General features: G+C 58.3%; 22 protein-coding genes and 1 pseudogene. 20 read left to right on the plus strand and 3 right to left on the minus strand.

Annotated elements, in window-relative coordinates; genetic code table 11:
- Window positions 1-99 precede the first annotated feature (99 nt).
- Window positions 100-270: pseudogene (locus tag DSM3645_RS31230) on the plus strand (IS110 family transposase); the annotation flags it as partial.
- Between the two features lie 645 nt (window positions 271-915).
- Window positions 916-2493 carry an AAA family ATPase gene (locus DSM3645_RS07215; protein ID WP_002651432.1) on the plus strand — a complete coding sequence of 526 codons (1578 nt, stop codon included), beginning with the start codon at window positions 916-918 and terminating at the stop codon, window positions 2491-2493.
- A 237-nt stretch (window positions 2494-2730) separates the two neighbouring features.
- On the opposite strand, the gene DSM3645_RS27855 is transcribed toward DSM3645_RS07215, so the two are convergent.
- Both DSM3645_RS27855 and mdh read right to left on the minus strand, forming a co-directional pair.
- Window positions 2731-3462 (minus strand): alpha/beta hydrolase, encoded by a 732-nt coding sequence (locus DSM3645_RS27855; RefSeq protein ID WP_002651433.1) that lies wholly within the window; start codon window positions 3460-3462, stop codon window positions 2731-2733.
- Between the two features lie 229 nt (window positions 3463-3691).
- Complete coding sequence (gene mdh, locus DSM3645_RS07225; protein ID WP_040351679.1) at window positions 3692-4639, minus strand: malate dehydrogenase; 948 nt, start codon at window positions 4637-4639, stop codon at window positions 3692-3694.
- Window positions 4640-4850: 211 nt separating this feature from the next.
- Here mdh and DSM3645_RS07230 point away from each other — a divergent pair, with 211 nt between their 5' ends.
- From DSM3645_RS07230 to lpxK, 4 genes are all read left to right on the plus strand, one after another.
- The gene (locus DSM3645_RS07230) at window positions 4851-6125 is read left to right on the plus strand and encodes an outer membrane protein assembly factor BamB family protein (RefSeq protein WP_002651436.1); all 1275 of its coding nucleotides are present in this window, start codon (window positions 4851-4853) and stop codon (window positions 6123-6125) included.
- A gap of 91 nt (window positions 6126-6216) precedes the next feature.
- On the plus strand, window positions 6217-7317 hold the full coding sequence (locus tag DSM3645_RS07235) for an isocitrate/isopropylmalate dehydrogenase family protein (protein ID WP_002651437.1): 1101 nt from the start codon (window positions 6217-6219) through the stop codon (window positions 7315-7317).
- A gap of 124 nt (window positions 7318-7441) precedes the next feature.
- A complete protein-coding gene (locus DSM3645_RS07240) occupies window positions 7442-7990 on the plus strand; it encodes an REP-associated tyrosine transposase (RefSeq protein ID WP_002651438.1) in 549 nt (182 codons plus the stop codon).
- A gap of 101 nt (window positions 7991-8091) precedes the next feature.
- On the plus strand, window positions 8092-9195 hold the full coding sequence (gene lpxK, locus DSM3645_RS07245; protein WP_002651439.1) for a tetraacyldisaccharide 4'-kinase: 1104 nt from the start codon (window positions 8092-8094) through the stop codon (window positions 9193-9195).
- On the opposite strand, the gene DSM3645_RS27860 is transcribed toward lpxK, so the two are convergent.
- Complete coding sequence (locus DSM3645_RS27860) at window positions 9196-9861, minus strand: histidine phosphatase family protein (RefSeq protein ID WP_002651440.1); 666 nt, start codon at window positions 9859-9861, stop codon at window positions 9196-9198.
- Window positions 9862-10123: 262 nt separating this feature from the next.
- Here DSM3645_RS27860 and DSM3645_RS07255 point away from each other — a divergent pair, with 262 nt between their 5' ends.
- The 14 genes from DSM3645_RS07255 to DSM3645_RS07320 all read left to right on the plus strand — a co-directional run bounded on the left by DSM3645_RS07255 (window position 10124) and on the right by DSM3645_RS07320 (window position 24532).
- Window positions 10124-12652, plus strand: a complete 2529-nt coding sequence (locus DSM3645_RS07255) for a hypothetical protein (protein WP_002651441.1) — start codon at window positions 10124-10126, stop codon at window positions 12650-12652.
- A gap of 16 nt (window positions 12653-12668) precedes the next feature.
- Complete coding sequence (locus DSM3645_RS07260; protein ID WP_002651442.1) at window positions 12669-13124, plus strand: hypothetical protein; 456 nt, start codon at window positions 12669-12671, stop codon at window positions 13122-13124.
- Window positions 13125-13126: 2 nt separating this feature from the next.
- A complete protein-coding gene (locus DSM3645_RS07265; RefSeq protein WP_002651443.1) occupies window positions 13127-14020 on the plus strand; it encodes a sensor histidine kinase in 894 nt (297 codons plus the stop codon).
- Entirely contained in the window at window positions 14017-15417 is a 1401-nt protein-coding gene (locus DSM3645_RS07270; protein ID WP_002651444.1) for a sigma-54-dependent transcriptional regulator, read from the plus strand. The genes DSM3645_RS07265 and DSM3645_RS07270 overlap by 4 nt, the downstream gene beginning before the upstream one ends.
- Window positions 15418-15602: 185 nt before the next feature.
- A complete protein-coding gene (flgB, locus tag DSM3645_RS07275) occupies window positions 15603-16016 on the plus strand; it encodes a flagellar basal body rod protein FlgB (RefSeq protein WP_002651445.1) in 414 nt (137 codons plus the stop codon).
- A gap of 14 nt (window positions 16017-16030) precedes the next feature.
- Window positions 16031-16453: a flagellar basal body rod protein FlgC gene (gene flgC / locus DSM3645_RS07280; protein WP_002651446.1), complete on the plus strand. Its 423-nt coding sequence runs from the start codon at window positions 16031-16033 to the stop codon at window positions 16451-16453.
- A gap of 20 nt (window positions 16454-16473) precedes the next feature.
- Window positions 16474-16773 (plus strand): flagellar hook-basal body complex protein FliE, encoded by a 300-nt coding sequence (fliE, locus tag DSM3645_RS07285; RefSeq protein WP_002651447.1) that lies wholly within the window; start codon window positions 16474-16476, stop codon window positions 16771-16773.
- Between the two features lie 49 nt (window positions 16774-16822).
- Window positions 16823-18454: a hypothetical protein gene (locus DSM3645_RS07290; RefSeq protein WP_161603304.1), complete on the plus strand. Its 1632-nt coding sequence runs from the start codon at window positions 16823-16825 to the stop codon at window positions 18452-18454.
- Between the two features lie 20 nt (window positions 18455-18474).
- Window positions 18475-19656 carry a FliG C-terminal domain-containing protein gene (locus DSM3645_RS07295; protein ID WP_002651449.1) on the plus strand — a complete coding sequence of 394 codons (1182 nt, stop codon included), beginning with the start codon at window positions 18475-18477 and terminating at the stop codon, window positions 19654-19656.
- Window positions 19657-19667: 11 nt separating this feature from the next.
- Window positions 19668-20327 (plus strand): FliH/SctL family protein, encoded by a 660-nt coding sequence (locus DSM3645_RS07300; RefSeq protein ID WP_002651450.1) that lies wholly within the window; start codon window positions 19668-19670, stop codon window positions 20325-20327.
- 3 nt (window positions 20328-20330) lie between these two features.
- Window positions 20331-21701 (plus strand): FliI/YscN family ATPase, encoded by a 1371-nt coding sequence (locus DSM3645_RS07305; RefSeq protein ID WP_002651452.1) that lies wholly within the window; start codon window positions 20331-20333, stop codon window positions 21699-21701.
- A 20-nt stretch (window positions 21702-21721) separates the two neighbouring features.
- Entirely contained in the window at window positions 21722-22171 is a 450-nt protein-coding gene (gene fliJ / locus DSM3645_RS27865) for a flagellar export protein FliJ (protein WP_002651453.1), read from the plus strand.
- Between the two features lie 3 nt (window positions 22172-22174).
- Window positions 22175-22873 carry a hypothetical protein gene (locus DSM3645_RS07315; RefSeq protein WP_002651454.1) on the plus strand — a complete coding sequence of 233 codons (699 nt, stop codon included), beginning with the start codon at window positions 22175-22177 and terminating at the stop codon, window positions 22871-22873.
- Between the two features lie 12 nt (window positions 22874-22885).
- Window positions 22886-24532: a flagellar hook-length control protein FliK gene (locus DSM3645_RS07320; RefSeq protein ID WP_002651455.1), complete on the plus strand. Its 1647-nt coding sequence runs from the start codon at window positions 22886-22888 to the stop codon at window positions 24530-24532.
- Window positions 24533-24596: the final 64 nt, after the last annotated feature.

A 24596-nucleotide genomic window follows, 5' to 3' on the forward strand; every position in this document is an offset into this window, starting at 1 on the left:
GAGGAATAGGTAGCCGTAGGGGCCGGTGTGCGGGCCAAGAATCGCGAACAACGTGACCGGCCTGCCCGTCGAACTCGACATTGTGCTAGCAGACCAGCGCTGGTAGCGACAAGACGGAACCCAAAGATCAAAGCGTTTTACGACCGCCTGGTCGCCGAAGGCAAACCCAAAATGGTCGCCCTGGTCGCCTGCATGCGGAAGCTGCTTACTATCCTCAATCTCATGGCCAAAGAGGGAAAAGCATGGAATGAGAAATTGAAAACGGCTTGACGATCAAGACAGTCGCTACATCTGCACGAACTAGTCGGGCCGCCCAGCGATAAAATTGTCTCTTGACGAAGCGCACGCACCCAGCGTCAACTACAAAAATCGTAGGGTGGGTGAAGCAAAACCGCGCTCGATTTCACCATCACCAATCGACATGATCGGTTTGCGCAACCCACCAGAACCTGCTTGAGAACCGATCATCAGTGGGTTGCGCAAGCGGTGATGTGGTTCGAGTTTGGGGGGCGGAAATCGCTTGCTCCACCCACCCTACATCTGCACGAACTAGTCGGGCCGCCCAGCGATAAAATTGTCCCTTGACAAAGCGCACGCACCCAGCGTCAACTACAAAAATCGTAGGGTGGGTGCAGCAAAACCGCGCTCGATTTCACCATCGCCAACCAGCACGACCGGTTTGCGTAACCCACCAGAACCTGCTCGAAAACCGATCATCGGTGGGTTGCGCAAGCGGTGATGTGGTTTGAGTTTGGGGGCCGGAAATCGCTTGCTCCACCCACCCTACGTCGCGCGCAAATTGTCTCTTGACGAAGCGCACGGAACTGGGGTCGACTACCCAAACGGTCGGTCTTGCGGCGCCTTTGGCGCTGCGCGGTTTTGACGTTTCGACTTTTCGTGGGGAGGCAATTTGTGATGACACTCAACCAACTTCGTCGGCTGATCGCCCGTTTGTGCGCTGACCCCACGACGCGAAGCGTCGACCTTCAGACGCGTAATCTAACGCGCGGCGAAATCGCCGAAGCGCGGTGGCTCGCCGTGGTGTTGATGCGGTCTGATCTCTTTTCGACTTGCCCGCTGCGGCCTGAACATTTTCAACATCAGACGCACTTTGACATCTTCCGCGCGATGCTGCAAATGCAATCGCGACGGATCCGCTGCAACGATCTTCCAGAGCTCCTCGCGCGGCTCGACGTCGCAGGATATCCCGAAGAAAGTGCGCTCGAAATGCTGAGCGAAGTCTTGCATTGCCGCGGCCAAATCAAAAATTTTGAGGACTATACGGCGACGCTCGAAAAGCGTTTTCAGGCGCATCAGGCGGCCGAGTTGACGCTGCCCAATAGCGAACTCGTCCGGCTCGATACGGCCGGCGGCGCCAGTCCGTTTCAAACGTTGACCACCGCCGAGTTGATCGCCCAGCAAGAACCGCTGCAGTGGTTGGCGCCGGGGATATTCGTGCAAAACGAACCGGCGGTGATCGTCGGGCCGAGCAAAAGCATGAAGTCCTCGATCGCCGTCGATCTGTGCGCGGCGCTGGCGAGCGGGGGTTCGTTCTTGGGGCAGTTCACCGCTGATCGTCCGTTTCGCGTCGGCTATGTCAGCCGTCATGACGAGCGGCAAGCGCTGAGCGATCTTGCCGGACGGTGGAGCGAAGCGGGCGGCGTTGATTCGAGCAAGTTGCCGAATCTGATTTGGTCGCTGTTGGTCGCCGACGCGGCCGATCCGGCGCACTTGGATCAGCTGCGCGACTGGATCCGTGGTAATGAACTCGAAGTGGTTGTGATCGATGCGGTGCGGCTGACATCGACCGGCAAGCAGTCGCAGGCAAAGCAGCTGTGCGACCTGGTCGGCTGCTGCAAAGCGGCCGGCGCGACGCCGATCTTATGTTGTCAGTCGCGCAAAGCGATCCCGCGCGGCGCGACCTTGGCGACCGACGTCGCGACGAGTCTCGATTTCGCGCGGCAGTGGATGCTGCTGCAGCGCCGCGAAACATATTCGCCCGGCAGCGGTCAGCATCGGTTACGTCTCACCTACGGCGGCTGCGCCGGCCAAGGAGGCGAATGGGGCGTCGATATCGACGAGGGAAAATTAGAAGATCCGCAAGGGAGAAGTTGGCAAATCACGCTGCGCGATGTCGAGTCGATCGAAGTCGAAGCGGCGGCCAACGCCGCGGCCGCCCACGACCAACGATTGCAAACCAAAATTCACGCGACGCTGACCCACGTCGAAGCGACGCAAGCCACCAAATCGCGGATCCGCGAACAATGCGGCATCAACGGAAGTCGCTTCGCGGCCGCCTGGGATCGCTTGCTTGCGCTGGGAAAAATTAAACCGATGGAGTCCTCCGAGCGAAAAACGGAACGCGCTCCGATCTATCGGTGGATCGACCGCTCGAGCCCGCCAGAAAAAAACGAAGCGGTCCGGTCCGCTCCCGACGTAGATATCGGGCGTAGGGTCCGCTGTGCGGATCAAGAGAAGTGCGTAAGCGTGTGAGCGTTTTTGCAGGGCTGATGGACCGCACAGCGGACCCTACTAACTACTTACCGAACTGGCGGAACCCGTGGGTTGCGCAAGCGGCGATGGTGTTGAAAATGGGGGGGCTGGAATCGCTTGCTTCACCCACGCTACGGCGGATGAGAGCGTTGTGGGGTGGTGAAAAAAAAAGCGGGGCGGTCCGGTCCGATGGGGGCGAATGCCGGAGGTCGCCCGCTTTGCTTTCGGCTTTTCTTCTCAGCCGCCGGTGACCTTGGTCATCAACCAGCGGTTGAGATCTTCAAACATGTCGGTCGTCAGTTCGTCACCGCACAAGTATTGGTGCAGGTCGATCTTCATGCCGGCGGTATGGACCAGTCGCAGGTCTTCGCAGAGTTGCGTCTCGGGATAGCGACTGCTGTTTTGGAGATGAATCATCAACATCGGCAGCGAACGAGCATCGCTCAAGCGGGACAACGGCGAGCAACCTTGGGGGAAGCCGCCGCCGATCGAAGCGGCGCCGGCGAACATCTCGGGATTACGGAGCGCCAGCCGCAAGGCCATCGCTCCACCGCCGAGATAGCCGGCCAAAAAGATTCGCTGCGGGTGAATGTTGTAACGTTTCTCGGCGACGCGGACCGTTTGCAGGACGCGGGCGGCCGCGACATCGATATCGCGTTGCTTTTGATCCCAGCGAAAGGTCATGCCGGGGGTTGAGCCGTCATGCCGTGGAGCTCGGGGAGCGGCGGCGACATAGTTTCGCGTGCTGGTCAACGGCATCACACGGCGTAATTGCCGTTCGTTATCACCGGGACCATGTAACCACACGACGAGCGGATAGGCGTATCCAGGCTCGTAGTTTTGAGGAGTAAAAAATTCGACGGCAGTGCGGCGGGACTGCAGCCGATCAATCTTGAACTCGAGAATTTGTTGCGCCGCTTGCGTGGTGGCTCCAGGAAGTGGAGCCGGAAGTACGTCTTGGCGTTTCATAAGTATTTGGCGCCGGGCCGTTGGGTCTTCGCGGGGGACTGGAGTGGGAGAATAATAACTCTCGGGAGATAACGCAATTGCAGCTACGTCGTCTCCCTTTCGACCCCTTTATCCTGCGGCGCGTCAACTGCGCCGCCGTGGTCGAATCGTTGTCCGTCCTCGCAACGGTCGATATTTTTAGCAGCAAAGCGAGAAACAATCAATCTCGCTAGCGGCGAATAATATTCCTTTAGCCTTCGAGAAGTTTCGCCATGGCGGCGACCAATTCCTTTACGGCGTCAACGCTCTTCTGGAAATCGGCCTTTTCCTGGTCGTCCAGTTCTAGCTCGACGATCTTTTCTACGCCGCCGGAGCCCAAGACGACAGGAACGCCGACATAGTAACCGCCGACCCCATATTCCTTGTCGCAGTAAGCGGCGCAGGGGATCAACCGCTTTTTGTCTTTGATGATCGCTTCGACCATCTGCGACGTCGCGGCGGCCGGAGCGTAGTAGGCGCTGCCGGTTTTGAGCAGACCGACGATTTCGGCGCCGCCCTTACGAGCGCGATCGACAATCGCATCCAGCTTGTCTTGGCTGAGCAAACGACGAATCGGAATGCCGCCGACCGACGTGCAGGTCGGCATCGGCACCATCGTGTCGCCGTGACCGCCCATCAAGAGGGCCGAGACGTCTTCGACGCTGACGCCCAGTTCCATCGCGAGGAAGGTGCGATAACGGGCCGTGTCGAGCACGCCGGCTTGGCCCAACACGCGAGCCGGAGGGAAACCGCTGACCTTGAGCGCTTGTTGCACCATCGCGTCGAGCGGATTGCTGACGACGATGATAACGCAGTTGGGGCTGTACTTGGCGACTTGCTCGGTCACCATCGAGACGATCTTGGCGTTGGTCGCCAACAGGTCATCGCGGCTCATGCCGGGTTTGCGGGGGAGACCAGCGGTGATGACGACCACGTCGCTGTCTTTGGTGTCGGCATAGTCGTTGGTGCCGATGACGTTGCTGTCGAAGCCCATGATCGGCGACGATTGCATCAGATCGAGCGCTTTGCCCTTGGGCATGTCTTCGGTCTGAGGAATGTCGAGCAATACGATGTCGCCCAGCTCTGCGGCCGCACACCAGTGAGCGGTGGTTGCGCCCACGTTTCCGGCGCCGATGATTGAGATTTTGGCACGTCGCATGGTCGTCTCTCCGTCTTGCAGCTGAGGGTCTTGGTTCTTCCTGTCGCCGACGCGACCAGGATTAACAGGTGAATATCGGCCTCTGACGGCAGAAGTCAAGTAGACTGCGCCTTCGCCAGGGGGGCGAACTTCGGCTATAATCGCCGATCGAGCGGCATGGCGGCCGCAGTGATTCTGACTTTCTCGCATCCAAACTCGCCGGAGTCGATCTATGATTCGGACTGCTGTTTTTTTCTGCGGAATCTGGTTGCTGACCGCTCCTGTGGCGCTGGCCGCCCAGCCGACTGACTGGCCGCAATTTCGGGGACCGCGGCAAGATGGGGACGCCGGATCGGCCCAGTTGCCGGTCGAGTGGAGCGAGGAAGAGAATATCGTCTGGCGCAAACCGATGCCCGGTTTCGGCGCGTCGAGTCCGATCGTGTTCGGCGATCGCATCTATATCACCTACTACAACGGCTATGGACTGAGCGAAGAAGAGCCTGGCGAAAAAGGAGATCTCCAGCGCCATTTGATGTGTGTGAACAAAGCGTCTGGCGACCTGATCTGGGACGAGGCCAATACCGAGAACGCCGACAAAGCGGCTGACTACCGCGGCTTTATCGCGCTGCATGGTTTTGCTTCTAGCACGCCGGTCGCTGACGACACCGGCATCTACGTTTACTACGGCAGCGGCGGCGCCGCCGCCTACTCGCACGAAGGCAAATTACTGTGGCAAAAAGTGCTGGGAGACAAGACCCATGCGTTTGGCACGGCGAACTCTCCGGTGCTATATGAAGATTTGGTCATCCTCAATGGATTTGTCGAATGCGGCGCGATTGTCGCTTTGGATAAGAAGACCGGCCAAGAGCGATGGCGATTTGATCAGGTCAATCGAGCCTGGAATACGCCCTGTTTAGTTGCGGTGGACGGCCAGCACGAGCTGGTCTTCAGCTCGCAAGGAACGATTCGCGCCCTCGATCCGGCGACCGGCAAAGAACTTTGGTTTTGCGCGGGAATCGACGACTATATCTGCCCTAGCGTGATCGCGCATGACGGAATCGTCTATGCGATCGGCGCGCGCAAAAGCACCGCCGTCGCGATCAAAGCCGGCGGCCGCGGCGACGTTTCCGAAACCCATCGGTTGTGGGAGCAGGACAAAGGCTCGAACGTCTCTTCGCCGGTCTACTTCGAGGGGCATCTATACTGGGCCAGCGAAGGGAAGGGGATCGTCTATTGTGCCGACGCAAAGACCGGCGAAATCAAATACGAAGAGCGGCTTGAGCCGCGACCAGGCCGCATTTACGCTTCGCCGATCGTCGCCGACGGCAAGTTGTATTACGTCAGCCGTGACGCCGGCGCCTATGTGTTGGCGGCTTCCCCTGAATTTAAACTACTAGCACATAACGTGCTCAGTGGAGACGATGGTATTTTTAACGGCAGCCCGGCGGTCTCGGGCGGCAAAATGTATCTGCGCAGTGACAAGTTTTTGTACTGCATCGGCAACTAACGGACCCGTTTACGGTGGTGAGTCGCTGTGGTACTCTTCACCGTTTTAACACACAGTTTTCGGCATCTTTTAGCGCAATAGGGTGTGAATAATGGCATACGAAGTGACGCTCATCACCGGCGATGGTACCGGTCCCGAACTGGCCGAAGCCGCGCGCAAGTGCGTGGACGCGACCGGAGTCAAGATCAACTGGGATGAGCAAGAAGCTGGCGTCGACATCATGGAGAAGGTCGGCACTCCGCTCCCTCAGTCGGTCATGGATAGCGTTCGTCGCACGCGTTGTGCGCTGAAAGCGCCGATCACGACGCCGGTCGGCACCGGTTTTCGCAGCATCAATGTCCATCTGCGACAAGAGCTGGGATTGTTCGCCTGCATTCGCCCTTGCAAGTATTACCCCGGCGTCCGCAGCTACTTCAGTGAATTGAACGTCGACATCGTCATCGTCCGTGAAAACACGGAAGACCTGTACGCCGGCGTCGAATTTGAAGCAGGCAAGCCCGAGACGTCGCAGCTGATTGAGTACATCAACGGCCTGCCGTCGGACAAGAAGATCAAGACCGGCGGTGATGAAACCGGCGTTTCGATCAAACCGATCAGCGTCAGCGGCACGCAGCGAATCGTCCGTTGTGCGTTTGACTACGCCCAAAAGAATGGTCGCAAAAAAGTGACGGCCGTTCACAAAGCGAACATCATGAAGTACTCGGACGGTCTTTATCTAAAGACCGCGACCGAAGTCGCCAAAGAATATCCGGACATCGAGTTCGAAGAGCGCATCGTCGACAATATGTGCATGCAGTTGGTGCAAAAGCCGGAACTGTATGACGTCATCGTGTTGCCGAATTTGTATGGCGATATTCTCAGCGACCTGGGCGCCGGCATCGTCGGCGGTTTGGGCGTCGCACCGGGCGCCAACCTCGGCCCCGAAGGCGCCGTGTTCGAAGCGACCCACGGTTCGGCCCCGAAATACAAAGGGCAGAACAAGGTCAACCCGGTCGCGTTGATCCTCTCCGGCATGTTGATGTTGCGTCACCTGGGCGAAATCGACGCCGCCGAACGTTTGGAGAAAGCGGTCGCCGACGTAATCGCCGAAGGCAAGCACGTCACGTACGACCTGAAGCCGAACCGCGACGATCCGACCGCCGTCGGCACGCAAGAGATGGCCGCCGCGATCTGCGCCAAGTTGGGCGGCTAGTCGCATCGTTCCCAGGAGCGTTCATCCGCCAGAGGCCGTCTCCGCAGAGACGGCCTCTTTGTGCGGTTCGCCTCTAGTGTAGGGTGCGTCGAGACGCACCTCTTTCGATAGCGAGCAAGAGAGAATGAGCAAGTACCGAAGATGGCGCGAAGGCTCAATCTACTTCTTCACCATCGTGACCCATGAGCGGCGGCCAATTTTGACGACCGATCTTGGGCGAGAATGCCTAAGAACGGCCTTCAAAGAGGTCCGGAAAAAGTTTCCCTTTGAGATGGTCGCTATTGTCTTGATGCCGGAACACCTTCACGCGATTTGGCGACTACCGCGAGGAGACTCCGACTACTCGACCCGCTGGCGAAGAATCAAAGGGCAGTTTTCACGGAATTGGATCGCCAGCGGCGGCCACATCGAAGAACCGTCGCTGAGCCGAAAAGTGCGGCAGGAGCAAAGCCTCTGGCAGCGCCGGTTCTTTGAGCACATGTGCCGCGATGCGGCCGACTTGAAGCGTTGTCTTGACTACGTGCATGTGAATCCAGTGAAGCACAAGTTGGCGTCGCGTGTTCGTGATTGGCGGTGGTCTTCGTTTCATCGCTATGTACGACTCGGTGAGTATGATCTTGATTGGGGAAGCAGCGACGCTTGGTATGGCGATGAGTTTTCGCGCTTCGAGTAGCGTTCATGGAGAAGCAGGGCGGGTTAGCGCTTCAGGTGCGTCTCGACGCACCCTACCCGATATCGCGACGGAGGGTGCTTCGAGACGCACCTCTTTCAGTCATGATTCATTACAGACAGGAAAAGGCGTTCACTTTGCTAACGGCCGAAGATTTTAAAGATTACGCCAGCGGGCGGCGGAAAGGTTTGGGCGGGTTCGTCATGCGCAGCATGATGTTGGCCGCGTCCAAGCTGTACGGCGTCGGCGTGCGCTATCGCAATCGGCAATATGATCGCGGGGCAAAACCGAGCGAAGAAGTCGGCGTGCCGGTTATCAGCATCGGCAATCTCACGCTGGGCGGAACCGGCAAAACGCCAACCGCCGCTTGGCTGGCGCGTTGGTTTCGCCGACACGACATTCGGGTCACGCTCATCAGTCGCGGGTATGGCGCCGAGCAAGGCGAGCTGAACGACGAAGCTCGGGAGCTGGACGATCTGCTTCCTGATGTGCCGCACCTGCAAAACCCTGACCGCGTCTCGGCGGCCAAGGTGGCCGTGGAAGAACTTGCCGCGCAAGTCTTGTTGTTGGACGACGCCTTCCAGCATCGGCGGATTGCTCGCAGTCTTGATATCGTACTGCTCGATGCGACCGAGCCCTTTGGCTACGGCTATCTCTTTCCGCGCGGCATGCTGCGTGAACCGCTCGCAGGGCTCGCTCGCGCCGATGTGTTGGCGCTGACTAGGGCCGACGCGGTCTCGGCGGAAGAGCGGCAGAAGATTCATAACCAGGCTCGGCAATACAACAGCCAGGCGATCTGGATCGAAATGACGCATCGTCCGGCCCATTTACGCAACGCCGACGGCGAAACCTTTACGCTGGATCAGCTGCAAGGCAAGCGGGTTGCGGCGTTTTGCGGGATCGGCAATCCAGCCGGTTTTCGCCACACGATCAGCAGTTGCGGCGCTAATTTGGTCGAGTTGAAGCCGTTCCCCGATCACTATATCTACAAGGCGCCCGATATCGAGGCGCTGGCGGATTGGGTCGCGAAGCAGCGGGTCGACTTTGTGCTGTGCACCCACAAAGACCTGGTCAAAGTGGGCGTCAATCAACTGGGCGAAACGCCGCTGGCCGCGATCGTGATCGAAGCGGAGATCACCGTGGGCCAAGCCGAACTGGAAGAACAGCTGAACAAGCTGGTCGCCCAGGTCCCGCCCGATGCGTTTTAGTTAATAGGTTTCGCCGGAATGCGTGCGCGGCGTTTCGGAAGTGAGGTGAAAGATGGAGTTGGCCGAGATCAATCTGGTTTTGCCGCCGCGGCGACGAACCAGCGTGATGCCGCAGTTGTCATGATGAATATGGCCAACATGGTCGAGCGGCAGTTCTAGCAGGTGGGCGATCATCGACCGGATCACCACATTGTGGGCCACGACGGCCACATGCTGCTGAACGTGCGTGTCGAGGATTTGCTCCAATTGCGGTACGACCCGCGCCTGGACCTGGGTCAGGTTCTCTCCTTCGGGATAACCATGCTCGGCTGGGCTCGTGTGATGCAGTTGGTAGCCTGTGGGATCGTTCGCTTCGATCCAACCCCAGTCTTTCCCTTCCCAGCGGCCGACGTCGACTTCCTTGAGTAAGTCGGTCGGTTGGATGGTCAAAGAGCGGCCGGCGGCGATTTTCTCGGCGGTTTGCATCGCTCTCAGCAGGGGACTGCTATAGATCGCTGCTAGCGGAGTTTTGGCGAGAAAGGCGGCGGTCTCCTCGGCTTGCCGCAGCCCGATGTCGACGAGCGGGCCGTTGATGCCGCAACCTTGCAGCACCGGCGGACGGCTGATGTTGTTGGCGGTGGCGCCATGCCGGATCAGATACATCCAGGTCGTAATTTTGGTGGACATCGGCGGCGATCGATCGTCGTTGGAAGGAAATAGAGTGCTGGCGCCGCCATCCTACTTTTTTGTTCCGCTAGCGTCGAGAACCGGCGTTCGGCGAAGTTTCGCCAACTGAGGGGGGCGAGAGAAACGTATTGACGCCGAGCGACGAGTTTGGGTATTTATGCCTACCGCAAGAAGTGCGAACCTGCGCTTCCTGCTGCGCCAAGACGAAGAGAAGGGGAGCCTACCGCTCCACTTCTAGCATCGGCACGGAAGCCGAAGCCGCTTGAGCCAAAATAAGAAAAAGCAAATTCCGCAACCGATGGCCGACGAAGTCAAGGAAGATATCGCCCCGGAAGCTGAGGTCGCCCCGAAAAAGGGTTGGCTCAGTATGCGGCTGCGCTTGGTGATTGTCGGCGTCTTGCTCTCTTGCGTCCTGGGCGGCGTGGCCTACGTCTTGACCCCTCAGGCTTCCAGTCGTCGAGAAACGATCTATACGGCGCTCGAAAAGCTGGAAGAAGGAGACTACGGCGACGCTCGACGAATCGCTGAGTCGTATGTCGGCAACTATCAACTGCCGGAGCCCGAGCAAGCGATTCCGCCGTATGTGCTCGGTTCGATCGCCTACCATGACTCGGACCAGTTTTGGAGCGATCAAGACAAGCAGCGGATCTTCATGATCGCCGCTCGCTACTTGCGACAGTCGTCGGATTTGGGTTACCCCGAAGGGTATGCGACCGAAGGAAACTACATGCTCGGCCGCAGTCTGGTCTTGAGCAAGCAGTACGGCAAAAGTATTCCGGTGCTGCTGAAAACCTATGAAGCGGCGCCCCAATATCGTCGTGAAATCGAAGACATGCTGGCCAGCGCCTACCTGGCCGACGCCGCTTCCAGCGATCAACAGCTGAGCGACGCGTTGACATGGGCTGACAAGTATTTGGAAGTCAAGCTGCTCTCTCCGCAGCAGCGCGACGCCGCGATGTTGCGACGAGCGAAGATTTTGCTGCGGCTCCATCGCCTAGACGATGCAGTCGCCGCGATCACAGAAATCGCCAAAACCTCGCCGGTCTACATTGATTCGCTCATCGTGCTGGGCGAAGTCGATCTGGCTCGCGCGAAAATTGATGGTCCTGATCGCGAAAAAGAATTGAGCGCCGCGATCGATCTGCTGCGGCAAGCGGCGGACAACCAGCTGGTCGGCACCGATTCGACCCGCGCTTCCTCTTATTTGTTAGCGGTGGCGCTGGATGAAGCAGGGGAGAAGCAAGCCGCATTGAGTCAGGCGTCACGGACTCGCAAGATCTATTTCCGTACGCCGGAAGGGATCGCAGCCGGCGTATTGGAAGGACGCTTGTTGCGAGATGCTGGTCGCTACGCCGAGTCGGTCGACGTCTATCGTCGCACGCTGCAAGACGCCGCATTGGAGCCGGAGTTTCGCAATCCCTATTTAACCATCGAACAACTGCGGATCGGCGTGACTGCCGCGATCGAGCAGTTTTTGGAAAAGAAGCAATTTCAAAACGCGGTCGAAATCGCGCAAGCGTTGACGCCGCCGTTCCCGCATGATCAGTCGCTGCAGACCGAAGGAGATATCCTGGTCCGCTGGGGCGAGACGATCCTCGAGCAGGCGAAAGTCGCCAAGCTCGCCGAAGCGGATCTCCTCCGCAAAGAAGCGCGAGAGCGATTTCGCAGCGCTGGTCGCATCTACGAACGTCTGGCCGCCGAACGCTTTTCGTCCCGCAGCTACACCGAAGAACTATGGAAAAGCGCCGACGCCTATATCGACGGTCAAGACTACACTAAAGCGATCGACATGTTGGACATGTATAGCCAGTACGAAGAGCGATCGCGGCAGCCCCGGGCTTTGGTCGCAAAATCCCGGGCATTGATCTCCCTCGATCGAGCGGACGATGCGCTCGATTTGATTCATGAATGTCTCGACTTTTATCCACGCGATCCGGTCATCTACGACGCTCGGTTGCTCGCTTCCGAGGCTTACCTAGAAATGGGTGACGTGACGTTGGCGGAAGAAATGTTGCAAGCCAATCTCAATGACGGCCGCTTAGAGCCGCAGTCGACCGAATGGCAAAACTCGCTCTTTGCGCTCGGCCGCGTCTTGCATCTAGAAGGAGAGATGTTTGAAGCGCAGGCCCGCGTCAAAGGCATCTTAGAAGACTCGGCCGCAGTACCGCGGGAAGCGTTTGAGCTGCTGGAGAAAAGCAACAGCTCGTATTCGATGGCGATCAAAAACTTGAAGATGGCCGTGCGGCGGTATCCCGACGATCCGCAGACGGTGATGGCGCGCTATCTGGCGGCCGAATGCCATCGTCGTTCGTCGATGCTGCCGCGCAAACGATTTCGGCTGGTCGACATCGAGACGCAGCGCGTTCGCTTTGACAAAGAAGTGAAAGACAACCTGGAAGCGGCGCTGGAGATCTACGCGTCGCTGGTCGACGAGCTGACCGAAGAGTTTGAAACCCGCGGAGAGCTCCACCCGGTGAATGCCGATATTTTGCGTAACAGCTACTTCGCCCAGGGCGCCGCCTACTTCGATTTGCAGCAATTTCCCGAAGCGATCGACGCCTATTCGACCGCGTCCAATCGCTATCAAAACGATCCGATCGCGTTGGAGGCTTTTTCGCAAATCGCCAATTGCTATCGCTTGATGAATCAGCCGATCGAAGCGAAAGGAACGCTCGAACAAGCCAAGATCGTGCTCGATCGATTGCCGGAGGATGCCGACTACGGCGAAACGTCGCATGATTCGGCCAATGACTGGCGCAACTTTATTGATTGGCTCATTTCCACCCTTTAAGAGAATCGTCACCGCTATGCACGCTTACGCCGAAACCGACCAACTTTCGCAACTGATCGGGCACAAGCACGATCTGTTGTCAAAGTTGCAGTTGTTGTCGCGACGCCAGTTGCAGTTGTCGGGGCATAGTGACCATATCTCGGATTTGATGCGCGTGGTCGCCGCGAAGCAGACGTTGATTGAGATGCTGCTGGACGTCGATCGACGTCTTGACCCGCATCGTCAATGCGAACCAGAGCAACGCCAATGGCGATCACCCCTGGATCGGCATCGCTGCAGTCAGGCGACGCGTGAATGCCAGGCGATGTTAGATGAGCTGAAGCAGATGGAAACCGAGGCGGAAGGGCGCGTTCGCGCCAATCGAGACGAGATCTCGCGTAGTTTGCAAACGACCCAAGGTTCGACCGCAGCGCTTGACGGATACGCGTCAACGTCTGGGTCGGTTCACCGCATTGACTTAACGGCAGGTTAAACATGTCATTGCCCGCACGCAATCATCGATTGCCCGAAACGGAAGTCGCCGATCAGGTGATGGCCGATGCTTTCGCCTCTGACGGTGCGATTGACGTCGACCGTCTGCTCTCGGCCTGGGATACCGCAACGACGCGTTTGCAGGAAACGCACGAGGCGCTCCGCCGAGAAGTGGCTCGTCTGTCCGATGAGCTGGAAATCAAAAACCGTGAGTTGGCCCGCAAGAATCGTCTGGCCGACTTGGGTCAGATGGCGTCGCACGTCGCGCACGAAGTGCGTAACAGTTTGATGCCGCTGACGATGTACGTCAGTATGCTGAAGCGTCAGTCGGACTTCGGTCCCAGCAGCGCAGCGATCGGCAAGAAGATCGAAAACGGGCTGACGGCGCTCGATTCGACCGTCAACGACCTGCTTCATTTCACGTCGGATCGGCAGCCGCAGTGGAGTCGCTTCCCGTTGGCTCCCTTGTTAGACGAAATCTGCGAAACGCTGGCTCCGCAGTGTGAAGCGCAAGAAGTGAAGTTCGCGATCGATGTCGATCCAATGCTAACGGTACGTGCCGATCGGGGAATGGTTCGGCGCGCCGTCTTAAATTTGGCGCTCAACTCGCTGGATGTCATGAACGAAGGGGGCCGCTTGTTGCTGACCGCTTGTTGCGGACGATCAGGCGTTGAAATCGAATGCGCCGACTCGGGACCCGGCTTTCGGCCGGAGATCGCAATTCGCGCCTTCGATCCCTTCTTCACCACCAAAAATACCGGCACCGGACTTGGCCTGGCGATTGTCCAACGAGTCGCGGAAGCCCACGGCGGTCAAGCGATCGCGATGAATTGTCCTGAAGGAGGCGCCGCCGTAACGCTGGTGCTTCCGCAACCCCGTAAGGAGGCCGCCGCGTGAGCATCGTCGAATCCCCTGTCGCAACCGGAAACGTGCTGGTCGTTGATGACAACGCTCGCGCTCGCCAGTCGATCGTTGACGTCCTTGAGATGTTGGGGCATCGCGGCGCCGCTTGCTCCAGCGCTCACGAAGCGCTCAAGCGGATGGAGACGATCGACTATGACGCCGTCGTCACCGATCTGCAGATGCCCGGTATGGACGGCTTAGAGCTAGTGCGGCAAATTCGTCGTCGTGACGCGCATATCCCGATCGTCATGGTCACGGCGCACGGCAGCGTGTCGACGGCGGTCGAAGCGATGCGATTTGGCGCAGCCGACTATTTAGAAAAGCCGCTCAACGCGGATCGCTTGGAAGCGGTCGTCAATCGAGTGCTGGAGAGCGCCGCCAGTGGTGATCGCGCCACGGTCGCGACCCCCGGCGAAACCAATCAGGTCGCCATGATCGGCGAAAGCCGCGCGATGCAGCAAGTGCGACAGCAGATCGCCCAGGTAGCGCCGACCGACGAAACCGTGTTGATCATCGGCGAAAGCGGCGTCGGCAAAGAACTGATCGCACGCACCATTCATGAATCAAGTCGCCGCGCCGGTCGAGCCCTGATCAGCTTGAACTGCCCCGTTTTGTCAGCCCATCTGATGGAAAGCGAATTGTTCGGGCACACCCGCGGCGCGTTCACCAGCGCTGACTCGGCCCGCGTAGGACGATTTGAACTGGCCGAACAAGGGACGATTTTGCTGGACGAAATCAGCGAAATCGATTTGTCGCTGCAAGCCAAGTTGCTGCGAGTGTTGCAGGAACGGTGCTACGAACGGGTCGGTTCGAGCGAAACCTTAGAGACCGACGTGCGCGTTTTGGCGACTTCCAACCGCGACTTGCCGGGCGAAGTGACCGCCGGACGTTTTCGTCGCGACCTTTATTATCGCTTGGCCGTCGTGCCGATCGAACTACCGCCGCTGCGTCAGCGCCGTGATGACATTCCGCTGCTGGTCGACTACTTTTTGCAGCAAACGGCCGCCCGATTAGAGAAGCCGGTCTTTGACATGCGTGCCGAAGCGCTCGATCTGCTCATGCGTCATGATTGGCCCGGCAACGTTCGCGAACTTGAAAATATCGTGACACGCGCCTGCGTGCTCGCGATCGACGGTCAGATATCGGCGGACGACTTTAGCAGCTGGCTCAGTTGCGAAGCGCGGGAAGAAACCGGCGACTCGCAAGATGCGCCGGTCGGCGTCAAGCTGGACGAAATGGAACGCCGCTTGATCTCGGCGACGCTGGAACATTACGACGGTCATCGCGAGAAGACCGCCGCGGCGCTCGGCATTAGCCCGCGGACGCTATCGAACAAATTGCGCAGTTATGGACTGGCTCCGCGTGCAAAAACATTCGCGCGGGCGATTTAAGGAACCCAGGCCATGAGTAAGTCGATCGGCAAAAATTTCCGAACGCCAGCAGCACGATTTTCTGCTGCGACGAAGCGGAATGCGACGCGTCTCGCGCGACATCGCATGCAAATTGCCGAGCTTACCGCAGTGAACTTAAGGTACGCGTTTTGCATGATTCCCCTTCGCCTGGAAGGAGGCGAGCGATGAGCGGTTCGATTTTCAACGCCAGCACGATTCCGATGCTCGAGCAAGTTTTAAACTTCTCGCAGTCTCGACACAATCTGCTAGCGGGGAACATCGCGAACCTGGATACGCCTGGATATAAAGTGCGCGACTTGAATGTGGACAAGTTCCAGATGAAGTTGCGTGAGGCGATCGAGGAGAAGAACAAACCGAACGAGCCGCTCTCGCCGGGACTGGTTTCGACGCGTGAGTCGGATCCCATGCGAAGCGTGAGAGATTCATTGCCTGGCATTTTGTTTCATGACGAAAGCAACGTCGGCATCGAACAACAAGTCATGGAAATATCGAAAAACCAAATCATGCACAACATGGCGATCTCGTTGATGGAACAGCAGATGCGGTTGTTACAGACTGCAATTAGCGAACGCGTCTAACCAGGAGAGTCAAGATGAACGGCGCTCTCGATATTAGCTCTAGTGCGATGGTTGCGCAGCGTATCCGCTTGAATGCGGTTACCAGCAACATTGCGAATATGTCGTCGCTACGAGACGAAAGCGGAGACATCGCTCCTTACCGAGCGCGACATGTGATTTTTCAGACCGACAACGCGATCCGCGCTCAAGGGGGCGCCGCCGGCGTGAAGGTCTCGTCGATTGAAGAGGAGCAGGTCGAACCGATTTATCGGTATCAACCGACGCATCCGCTAGCGATTACGGAAGGAAAATACAAAGGCTACGTGGCTCACCCCCGGGTCAACATGGTCGAACAGATGGTCGACGCGCTCGAAGCTTCTCGCGCTTACGAGGCGAATATCGGCGTCGTCGAGATCTCGAAGAATCTCGCCGCCCAGTCGCTTCGGATTTTGGCGTAAAGCGGAGGAGATAACAGCCCATGAAACCGATTCACAACATCTCGCCGCAGACGATCTTGCCGAGTCATTTGACTCGACCAGCCGGAACGTCCCCGTCGCACGAGTCGTTCACCAACCTGTTTATGGAAGGCTTCTCACGCGTCAACGAGATGCAGCAGCAAGCCAACCGCGCCGTAGAGCAGTTGCAGACCGGCGGCGAAGTCAATCCGTCCGAAGTGCTGATCGCCGTCCAAAAAGCGGACGTCGAATTTAAGCTGATGATGCAGGTTCGCAACAAGATGTTGCAAGCCTACCAAGAGATCAAAGACATTCGCATTTAGCGCCAAGACGTTCCCACACCAGAGTGAATGAGGTCCATGGATGGACTTTTTGAATAAAGCTTTCGAGCAAATCAAAGACCTGTTTTTCTCGATGACGCCGGGCTCGCGCATCATCGCGGGTTTGTTGATTGTCGTGATCGTCGCTAGCTTCGCGTTCCTGTTTCAGGGAGGGATGTTTGAGCATGATGCGGCGTTGTTAGCAGGCGCAGCGGTCGATCCCGCCGATCAAAAAGCGGTGTTGGCGGCGTTCGCTGGGGAAGGACTAGACGACTACCGAATTGAAGGGAGTCAGATCTACATTCCCCGCGCTAAGCGAGCCGAATACGTCGCGGCGATGGTGAAGCACAATGCGATCCCGCCCGAGTTTCATGAAAGCATGGAAGACGCGGTCGACAACGCGAATCCGTTCGAGTCGGAACAACATCGCTCGGATCGTCAGAAAATCGCGAAAGAAAAGGATCTAGCCTTGGTTCTGCGCAAGATGCGCGGGATCGAGTTCGCTTCGGTTCATTACGACGTCGAAGACAAGGGAGGATTTCCCCGCCGCAAGGTCTATACCGCATCGGTCGTCGTTCGTCCGCTGGGCTCCGAAGAAATCGATCAAGCGCTCGTGCGCAGCATTCGGAACTATGTCGCTTACTCGATCGCCGGGCTCAGCTCCGAGCATGTTTCGGTCACCGACTTGAACTCGCGTCGCACCTATTCGGGCGATACTGAAAACCCGGCCGAAGACGCCTATGCGGCCCGCAAGCAGTTTTTTGAAAACTCTTGGCAAGACAAGATCGCCGCGGCGCTCAACTACATCGACGGCGTGAACGTCACGGTCAACGTTGAGCTCGATCCGAAGATGAATCAACGGGAAGAGCGCTTGGAACATGGGGCTCGCCCGATCGCGCTGTTAACTTCGGCCCAAAAGCGAACCGAATCGAGCAAGGTTCCTAAAGAAGGGGGCCGCCCTGGATTGGCGGCTCAAGCGCCCAACCAACAAGCGGAGCTGACCACGGCGCCGGCTCGCGAGTCTTCGATGGAAGAAAGCAGCGAAGAGACCGCGTCGGTCACCGACAAGACGCTGATGCTGAGCGAAACCGCATCGCTGACGCCGCAGCAGGTTCGCGTTGTCGTGACGGTTCCGCAAGACTACTACGCGGGCATCTGGAACAAGCAAAACCCTCCGGCGCTCGGAGCCCAACCGACGACGCCGGACGCCGGCGTCTTGAAGAAGATCGAAGAAGAAGTCAAGAAGTCGATCGAATCGCAAGTGGTGACGTTGCTGCCTCCTCAGCCGCCGGGAGACGATCCCTATCCGCAAGTGCATGTGACGTCGGTCACGCGTACCGACCAGCCGACGCTGGCCGAACCGGCGCTGGCCGATACGGCGATCCTGTGGTTGGGCGCCAATTGGCAAACCGTCGCGATGATCGGCGTCGGCTTGTTCGCCTTGCTGATGCTTCGCAGCATGGTTCGCAGTCAGCCGGATGAGCCGAAAATTGATAATAGCATCCGCCTGGCGACCCCTCCCCAAGAAGAAGAGGAGGACGACGCCGGCGACATGTCAGGCATGCTGAAGAAACGCTTCACCAAGAATAGCCCGAATCTCAAGGACGAACTGATCGAGATGGTCCGGGAAGACCCAGATACCGCCGCCGGGATATTGAAAAACTGGATCGGCGCCGCAAGTTAAGCGACTAAGGGGGAAACGACATGACGAACAAAATTGATCAGCAGATGATTCGCAAAGCGGCGATCGTCGTCGCGGAATTGGATCCCGACGCGGCCGACGCGTTGCTAGACGGCTTTCCAGAAGAAATCGCGCAACAGGTTCGTTACGAATCGATGATGGTCGACGACGTTCCTGTCGAAGAACGTCGCGCCGTTCTGACCGAATTCATGCAACGCCGCAGCGGTGCAACCGCCGCCAAACCGGAAGCGCACGACGAACTCATGCTGAGTTCGACCGTTCGCCAGACTGCGTCACGAGCGCCAGCCAAAGCCTACGACGCGAAACCGACCGCTCCGGTGCCGCCGCCGTTTCATTTTCTGAACGACGCTCCGCCCGAAATGCTGGCGCCGTTCTTTGAACAAGAGAGTCCGCAGGTAATCGCCGTCGTTCTGTCGCATCTCGAGCCGGCCCGGGCTTCCGCGATCTTGCGTGAGTTGCCGATCGACATGCAAGCGACCGTGATTCAACGCCTGGTCGATTTGGGGCACACCGATGCGGAAGTGCTGCAAGACATCGAATCGCGCCTGCAATCGATTGTGCAGGATCAGCTGCAAGCGATGTCGCATCGCCGTATCGGCTTGTCCGCCGCCAAAGCGATTTTGGCCGCTTCGGACGAAGCCAGTTCGGCCGAAGTGCTGAAAGCGTTGAAGACGCGCAGCGCGGCGATGGCGCTCCGGCTAGGTGCAGAGGAACGAACTGCCGCTACTACCAAGGAAGTGACGCCAGAGCCGTTGGACGCCGTGTATGGAGATCATTCGCCGATCCAACCGCAGCGCGTTTCGGCCGACATTGCCGCGGCGGACGGAGTTGTCAAAAAGTTGGCGCCGAAGCCGCCTGCCGCCAAGATTGAACCGCCTATCGAGCCGAGCTTGCCGTTGGCGGATTTCGTGAAGTTTGATGACGTGCTGTTAGGACGCGTGCTGTCCGAAGCCGAGCCGCAGACCGTACTGTTGGCGCTGGCTGGCGCATCCAACGCCGTGGCGCAGCGCTTTTATCGGGGCCTGTCAAAACGGGAGATCCATGATTTGCAGCGCCGCATTCGTGATTTGCAGCCGGTGCTGATTCGCGATATTGACGCCGCGCAAAAGCGATTGGGAACGATCGCCGCGCGGGTGCTCTCGCAAGTTCAGCAAGGTGGTTCTCGTTTGTCGGCGTCAGCCTAAGAAGGAGCTTCATGAGCGTTATCAAAGCGGAACAACTGCTACGCGAAGACCACGATTTTTCGGCGGTCGCCTTCAATTTTGAAGATGTCACCGACCGCGCGCAAGGCGAACTGGCCAAGATCAAGCAATATGCGGCCAAACTGATTCAAGAGGCCCAGCAAGAAGCGGCGAAAATTCGCCAGCAAGCCGCCGCCGCCGGACAAGGGGACGCGACGCAAAAGGCGCAGCAAACGCTGAAAACGCAAGTCGACCAACAAGCGGCGACCGTCGTGCCGGCGCTGCAGCAAATTGTGAAAGAACTGTCGGAAGCGAAGCAGGTGTTTTTGAAGGAGTGGGAAGACGCCGCTTTGCATGTCGCCTGTTCGATCGCTGAAAAGATCATCCGCCGCGAAGTCGCGGCGCGACCAGAGATCGGCGTCGAGATGATTCGCGAAACCATCAAGCTGGCGAGCGGTTGCAGCGAAATCGTCGTGCACATGAACCCTGCTGATATTGATGCGATGGATCAAGGAGCTTCCAACTCGGCTAACGTCCTTCGCAGGCTCTCCCCTTCGCAGATCGTGCCGGATCCGGCGCTATCGCGAGGAAGTTGCCGAGTCGAAACGCAATTTGGCGAGATCGACGGTCAGATCGAAACGCAGTTGCAGCGGATCGAGGAGCAGCTGAAATAAGATATGGAACGCATTTGCAGTCAACTTGATCAACTGATGTCGCATGACCTGGTCGGCGGCGTGGTGGAGACGATCGGAACGACGATCGCCGTCGGCGGCTTTCCGGCGCCGGTCGGATCGGTGGTCGAGATTCAACGTCAGTCAGGCAAACCGCTGGCCGGCGAAGTGGTCGGCTTCCGAGGCGAGTTAACGTTGGTCTTTCCTTTAGAGCAATTGAGCGGCGTCCGGCAAGGGAGCAGCGTCCGACTGATTCGCACGATGCGTTCGATTCCGGTCGGCGACTCGCTCTTGGGGCGAATCGTTGACGCGCATGGCAATTGTATTGACGGCTTTCCCCACCCGGCGCTGACGATGCGGTCTCCCATGGACCAAGATCCTCCGATCGCGACCAGTCGGCCGCGAATTCACGAAACCTTTTCGACCGGCGTGCGCGCTATCGACGGCATGTTGACATGCGGCGACGGGCAACGCATCGGCATCTTCGCCGGGTCCGGCGTCGGCAAAAGCGTGACGCTCGGCATGATGGCGAAATACGCTTCGTCCGAGGTCAATGTCATCGCGCTGATCGGCGAGCGGGGACGTGAAGTCAACGACTTTATCGAACGCGACCTGGGCCCCGAGGGGATGGCGCGTAGCGTGGTCATTGTCGCAACCAGCGATCAGCCTGCCATCATGCGCGTGCAGGCGGCGATGGCTGCGACCAGCATCGCCGAGTACTTTCGGGAGTCAGGGCGGCGCGTGCTGTTCATGATGGATTCGGTGACGCGTTTCGCGATGGCGCAGCGCGAGATTGGTCTCGCCGCTGGCGAACCGCCGACGACCAAAGGCTATACGCCGTCGGTTTTCGCAATGCTCCCGAAACTAGTCGAACGAACCGGGCGCAGCGCCCAGGGAAGCATCACCGCGTTCTATACGGTGTTGGTCGAAGGGGACGACACTAACGAACCGGTCAGCGACGCCGTGCGAGGCCTATTGGATGGTCACGTTATCCTGTCTCGCGCGATCGCGGCGAAGGGGCACTATCCGGCGATTGATATCCTGGCCAGCATCAGTCGTTTGATGAATGATCTGGTAAGCGAAGAAACGCGGCGTGCGGCGCAAACGATTCGAGAGTTGATGTCGACCTACCGCGAGAACGAAGACCTGATCAACATCGGCGCCTATCGCCAAGGTACGAATCCTCAGATTGATCTGGCGATTCGGATGCGAAGCGAGATTGACACTTTTCTCCGTCAAGCGATGGAGGAGAAATCATCTGTCGCCGCCGCTCAGCAGCAGCTTTTGCAATTGGCCGCGAAGTGCGGAGCCCGGCCGATACCGAATGCGGCCGCGCTGGCGAAAGCGAAGCGACAGACCCAGCAAGCCGGCGCCTAAGGATGAACGAGAGATAACCGATGGCAAGTTTTCACTTTCGACTCGCGACCTACTTAAAACTGAAAATCGCTGCGCGCGATCAGCGTCAATCCGAGTTGATGGAAGTGCTGTCGATCCAGGAGCAGTTGACGCGTGAAATGCAGGAAACGGCCGATTTGTTAGAGACGACGATCGCCGAGGCGCGCGAAGGCTGTTCGGTCGGACGCATGAATGTCGACAGCTTGATCGTCGCTCAGCGTGAATTAAATCACTTGCGTTCACTGATCGCCCACAAGCAAAGTTTGCAGCGGAAGTTGAATCCCCATATCGAACAACGACGCAACGCGTTGTTGGAAGCGGAAAAAGAAGTTCGTTCGCTCGAAAAGTTGCGCGAGCGCCAAGAGCAGCGTTTTCAGACCGAACAAGAGCGTCTGGATAGTTTGGAACTTGACGAAATCGGGCTGATCGCCTTCGCCCGGAAGGGACGGTAACCGATGGCCGCATTGAAACTGGCAGCGAGTTCGTTCGCGTATCTTTGCGTCGCTACGGTGTTGGCCGCGGCGATCGGAGCCGGCGTATTGATCGCGACCAATCGCGTCGACAGCAGCAAAGCGTATTCGATTTTGGCGATTGTTTACGGCATTGATGAAGACAAGATCCGCGAGCAATTGGATGAAGAGTCGAAACCCGCAGAAGATAACGAAGAGCCAGACATGCAGGCGGTGATCGACGCTCGAGCGCGCCGCCACTTGGCGCTCGATTTTCGGATCCAGGCGCTGGATACCGGTATTGAGAATATTCGCGGCATGCAAGCCAATCTCGCGGAAGAACGCCGGCGTTACGATCAATTGAAGACCTCGTTTGACGATCGTTTGAAGAAGCTGGAAGAAGGGGTTCGCGATGATGCGATCGTCGAATTGCAGCGAACGATGGAAGCGATCGACGCACGCCAGGCGAAAGAACAGATGATGATCATGTTGGAGCGGGACGACAACTCGATGCAGGACGTCGTGACCATTCTGAAGGGAATGCCCAACGACAAACGAAAAAAGATCATCGCCGAATTTCGCTCGGAGGAAGAAAAGCAGAAGTTGGCCGACATCTTGAATCAGATTCGCTTGGGCGTCCCCGAGGCGTCGCTGATCAAAGGGGCGCGGGATCAACTAGACCAGTTTCAGCCAGAAGAAACGTAGGGAGACAGGGCCATGGAAACGCGAGATGCTCAGAGCGTGCAAGCGCCGACGCTGTCATTGCCGCCGCGGACGATCGGCGTCGCGGGAACCGCCCCCGTCGATGCGTTGGCGTTCATTAATCTGATTCAGCAAAACACGGCGGCGATCACCAAATCGCCGGGCGCGCAAGCGTCGACTCCGGCCGGGTCTTCCGCAACGGATCGTCCGGCGTCGCAAGATCGAGACGACGTATCGAGCGAAAGCGACGATTCGTCCGCCGTCAGTTCGACAGATGATACGGACCAAGCGGTCGATGAGTCGTCCGATTCCAGCGGCGACTTTTCGCAACAAGCGATTCTGGACGCTGCCGACAACGACTCGAGCGAGGATGCCGCCGAGGACGAAGATCTGATCGTCGGCGACGCCAAAGCTGTCGCTCCGATCGAAGACGCCGCCGACAAAAAGTCGGACGATGCCGAAACGGCGGACCAGGTCGACGCGACGGAATTATCGACCAGCGAATCGCTGACAGAATTAGCCGGCGACGCATCGCAGGACGAAGCGTCCGCTGTCGACGTCAACGAGGAGCAAGAAGACGCGCTTGCCGACTTCCACCAACAGCTTGCCGATGCTGCCGCCGAGGAATCTTCGACCGCCGCCGATTCGGATGCGATCGAAGAGGTGGCGACGCAAGAGAAACAGAAAGCCGACGCGGAGCCGGAACTGACCGAATCGGAAGCGGGGACCAAGCTGATCCAAGAGATCACTGCCGAAGAGCAGCAGCAAGAGCAGAACCCCGAGGATGCGGACGAGAGCGAGAAGATTCGCCAGGCCCAAGAAGCCGCTGCAGCCGCCTTAGAACAAGAGCCTGTCGCAGATGGACCATCGGCGGCGGAGCAGTTTGCCGAAGATCGCCGTGAAGCGAGTCAGCGCCTCAGCAAAGAGACCGAAGTCCATCAGGAGGCAGATGCAGCCGCTGGAGTCGATCCGCTGGCCGAAGTCGAGACGACGCCCGCTGCGCAGCCGGTAACGACGCCGACGCCGGGAACGCATGCGGCGATCGCGGCCGCCGAGATCGCCGCGCCTCCCACCGCAAGTGCAGCTCCGCAAGCCGCGGCGACAAGCGGTGGAGAATCGTCGAGCGTCTCGGAACCTGGTTTGGGGACGGCGATCCAACGCGGATTGCAGCGAGGATTGCTGCAGAACGCAAAGTCGTCCGGCGATGCTCCGGCAATCGATACGGCGAAACAAATCCAACTGATCCAACGGGTCTCTCAAGCGGTTCGCAACGCGCAAACGCATGGCGGTCCGATCAAATTGCGTCTGAGCCCGCCCGAGCTAGGATCGCTCCGCGTCGAACTGCAGGTCGACGAAGGGGGAATGAAAGCGAAATTGGAAGCGGAGAGCGAAGCGGTGCGGAAAGTGCTGCTCGACAACTTGCCGCAGCTGCGCGATCGCTTGGCGGAATTGAACCTGCGCGTCGATTCGTTTGATGTTTCGGTCGGTCAAAACGGAAACCCGCAAGACGCAGGCGGAGCGCCGGCGGATCAACAACAGAATTCATCCAATCAGCAATCGTCCAGCGGCGAACGAAGTTCGGAAAGAGCGGAAACTCCCAGCGTGGAAGCGACTTCGACGTCGATCATGACGAGCGACGGACAACTCAACGTGATTGCCTAACGGAGCGGTGACAACTTGAAAATCGCATGCGTCGTGGGGCGCTGCGCTATACGTATCGAATCGC

This window comes from Blastopirellula marina DSM 3645, assembly GCF_000153105.1.
Lineage (GTDB): Bacteria > Planctomycetota > Planctomycetia > Pirellulales > Pirellulaceae > Blastopirellula > Blastopirellula marina.

Bases quoted from the DNA above. Each gene is read 5' to 3' on its own strand.
- DSM3645_RS07215 (WP_002651432.1), top strand. From the start codon at position 916: ATGACACTCAACCAACTTCGTCGGCTGATCGCCCGTTTGTGCGCTGAC.
- DSM3645_RS07305 (WP_002651452.1), top strand. From the start codon at position 20,331: ATGGAACGCATTTGCAGTCAACTTGATCAACTGATGTCGCATGACCTG.
- DSM3645_RS07230 (WP_002651436.1), top strand. From the start codon at position 4,851: ATGATTCGGACTGCTGTTTTTTTCTGCGGAATCTGGTTGCTGACCGCT.
- flgC (WP_002651446.1), top strand. From the start codon at position 16,031: ATGAACGGCGCTCTCGATATTAGCTCTAGTGCGATGGTTGCGCAGCGT.
- mdh (WP_040351679.1), bottom strand. From the start codon at position 4,639: ATGCGACGTGCCAAAATCTCAATCATCGGCGCCGGAAACGTGGGCGCA.
- fliJ (WP_002651453.1), top strand. From the start codon at position 21,722: ATGGCAAGTTTTCACTTTCGACTCGCGACCTACTTAAAACTGAAAATC.
- DSM3645_RS07320 (WP_002651455.1), top strand. From the start codon at position 22,886: ATGGAAACGCGAGATGCTCAGAGCGTGCAAGCGCCGACGCTGTCATTG.
- DSM3645_RS07265 (WP_002651443.1), top strand. From the start codon at position 13,127: ATGTCATTGCCCGCACGCAATCATCGATTGCCCGAAACGGAAGTCGCC.
- flgB (WP_002651445.1), top strand. From the start codon at position 15,603: ATGAGCGGTTCGATTTTCAACGCCAGCACGATTCCGATGCTCGAGCAA.
- DSM3645_RS07295 (WP_002651449.1), top strand. From the start codon at position 18,475: ATGACGAACAAAATTGATCAGCAGATGATTCGCAAAGCGGCGATCGTC.
- fliE (WP_002651447.1), top strand. From the start codon at position 16,474: ATGAAACCGATTCACAACATCTCGCCGCAGACGATCTTGCCGAGTCAT.
- lpxK (WP_002651439.1), top strand. From the start codon at position 8,092: ATGATTCATTACAGACAGGAAAAGGCGTTCACTTTGCTAACGGCCGAA.
- DSM3645_RS07315 (WP_002651454.1), top strand. From the start codon at position 22,175: ATGGCCGCATTGAAACTGGCAGCGAGTTCGTTCGCGTATCTTTGCGTC.
- DSM3645_RS27855 (WP_002651433.1), bottom strand. From the start codon at position 3,462: ATGAAACGCCAAGACGTACTTCCGGCTCCACTTCCTGGAGCCACCACG.
- DSM3645_RS07235 (WP_002651437.1), top strand. From the start codon at position 6,217: ATGGCATACGAAGTGACGCTCATCACCGGCGATGGTACCGGTCCCGAA.
- DSM3645_RS07300 (WP_002651450.1), top strand. From the start codon at position 19,668: ATGAGCGTTATCAAAGCGGAACAACTGCTACGCGAAGACCACGATTTT.
- DSM3645_RS07260 (WP_002651442.1), top strand. From the start codon at position 12,669: ATGCACGCTTACGCCGAAACCGACCAACTTTCGCAACTGATCGGGCAC.
- DSM3645_RS27860 (WP_002651440.1), bottom strand. From the start codon at position 9,861: ATGTCCACCAAAATTACGACCTGGATGTATCTGATCCGGCATGGCGCC.
- DSM3645_RS07240 (WP_002651438.1), top strand. From the start codon at position 7,442: ATGAGCAAGTACCGAAGATGGCGCGAAGGCTCAATCTACTTCTTCACC.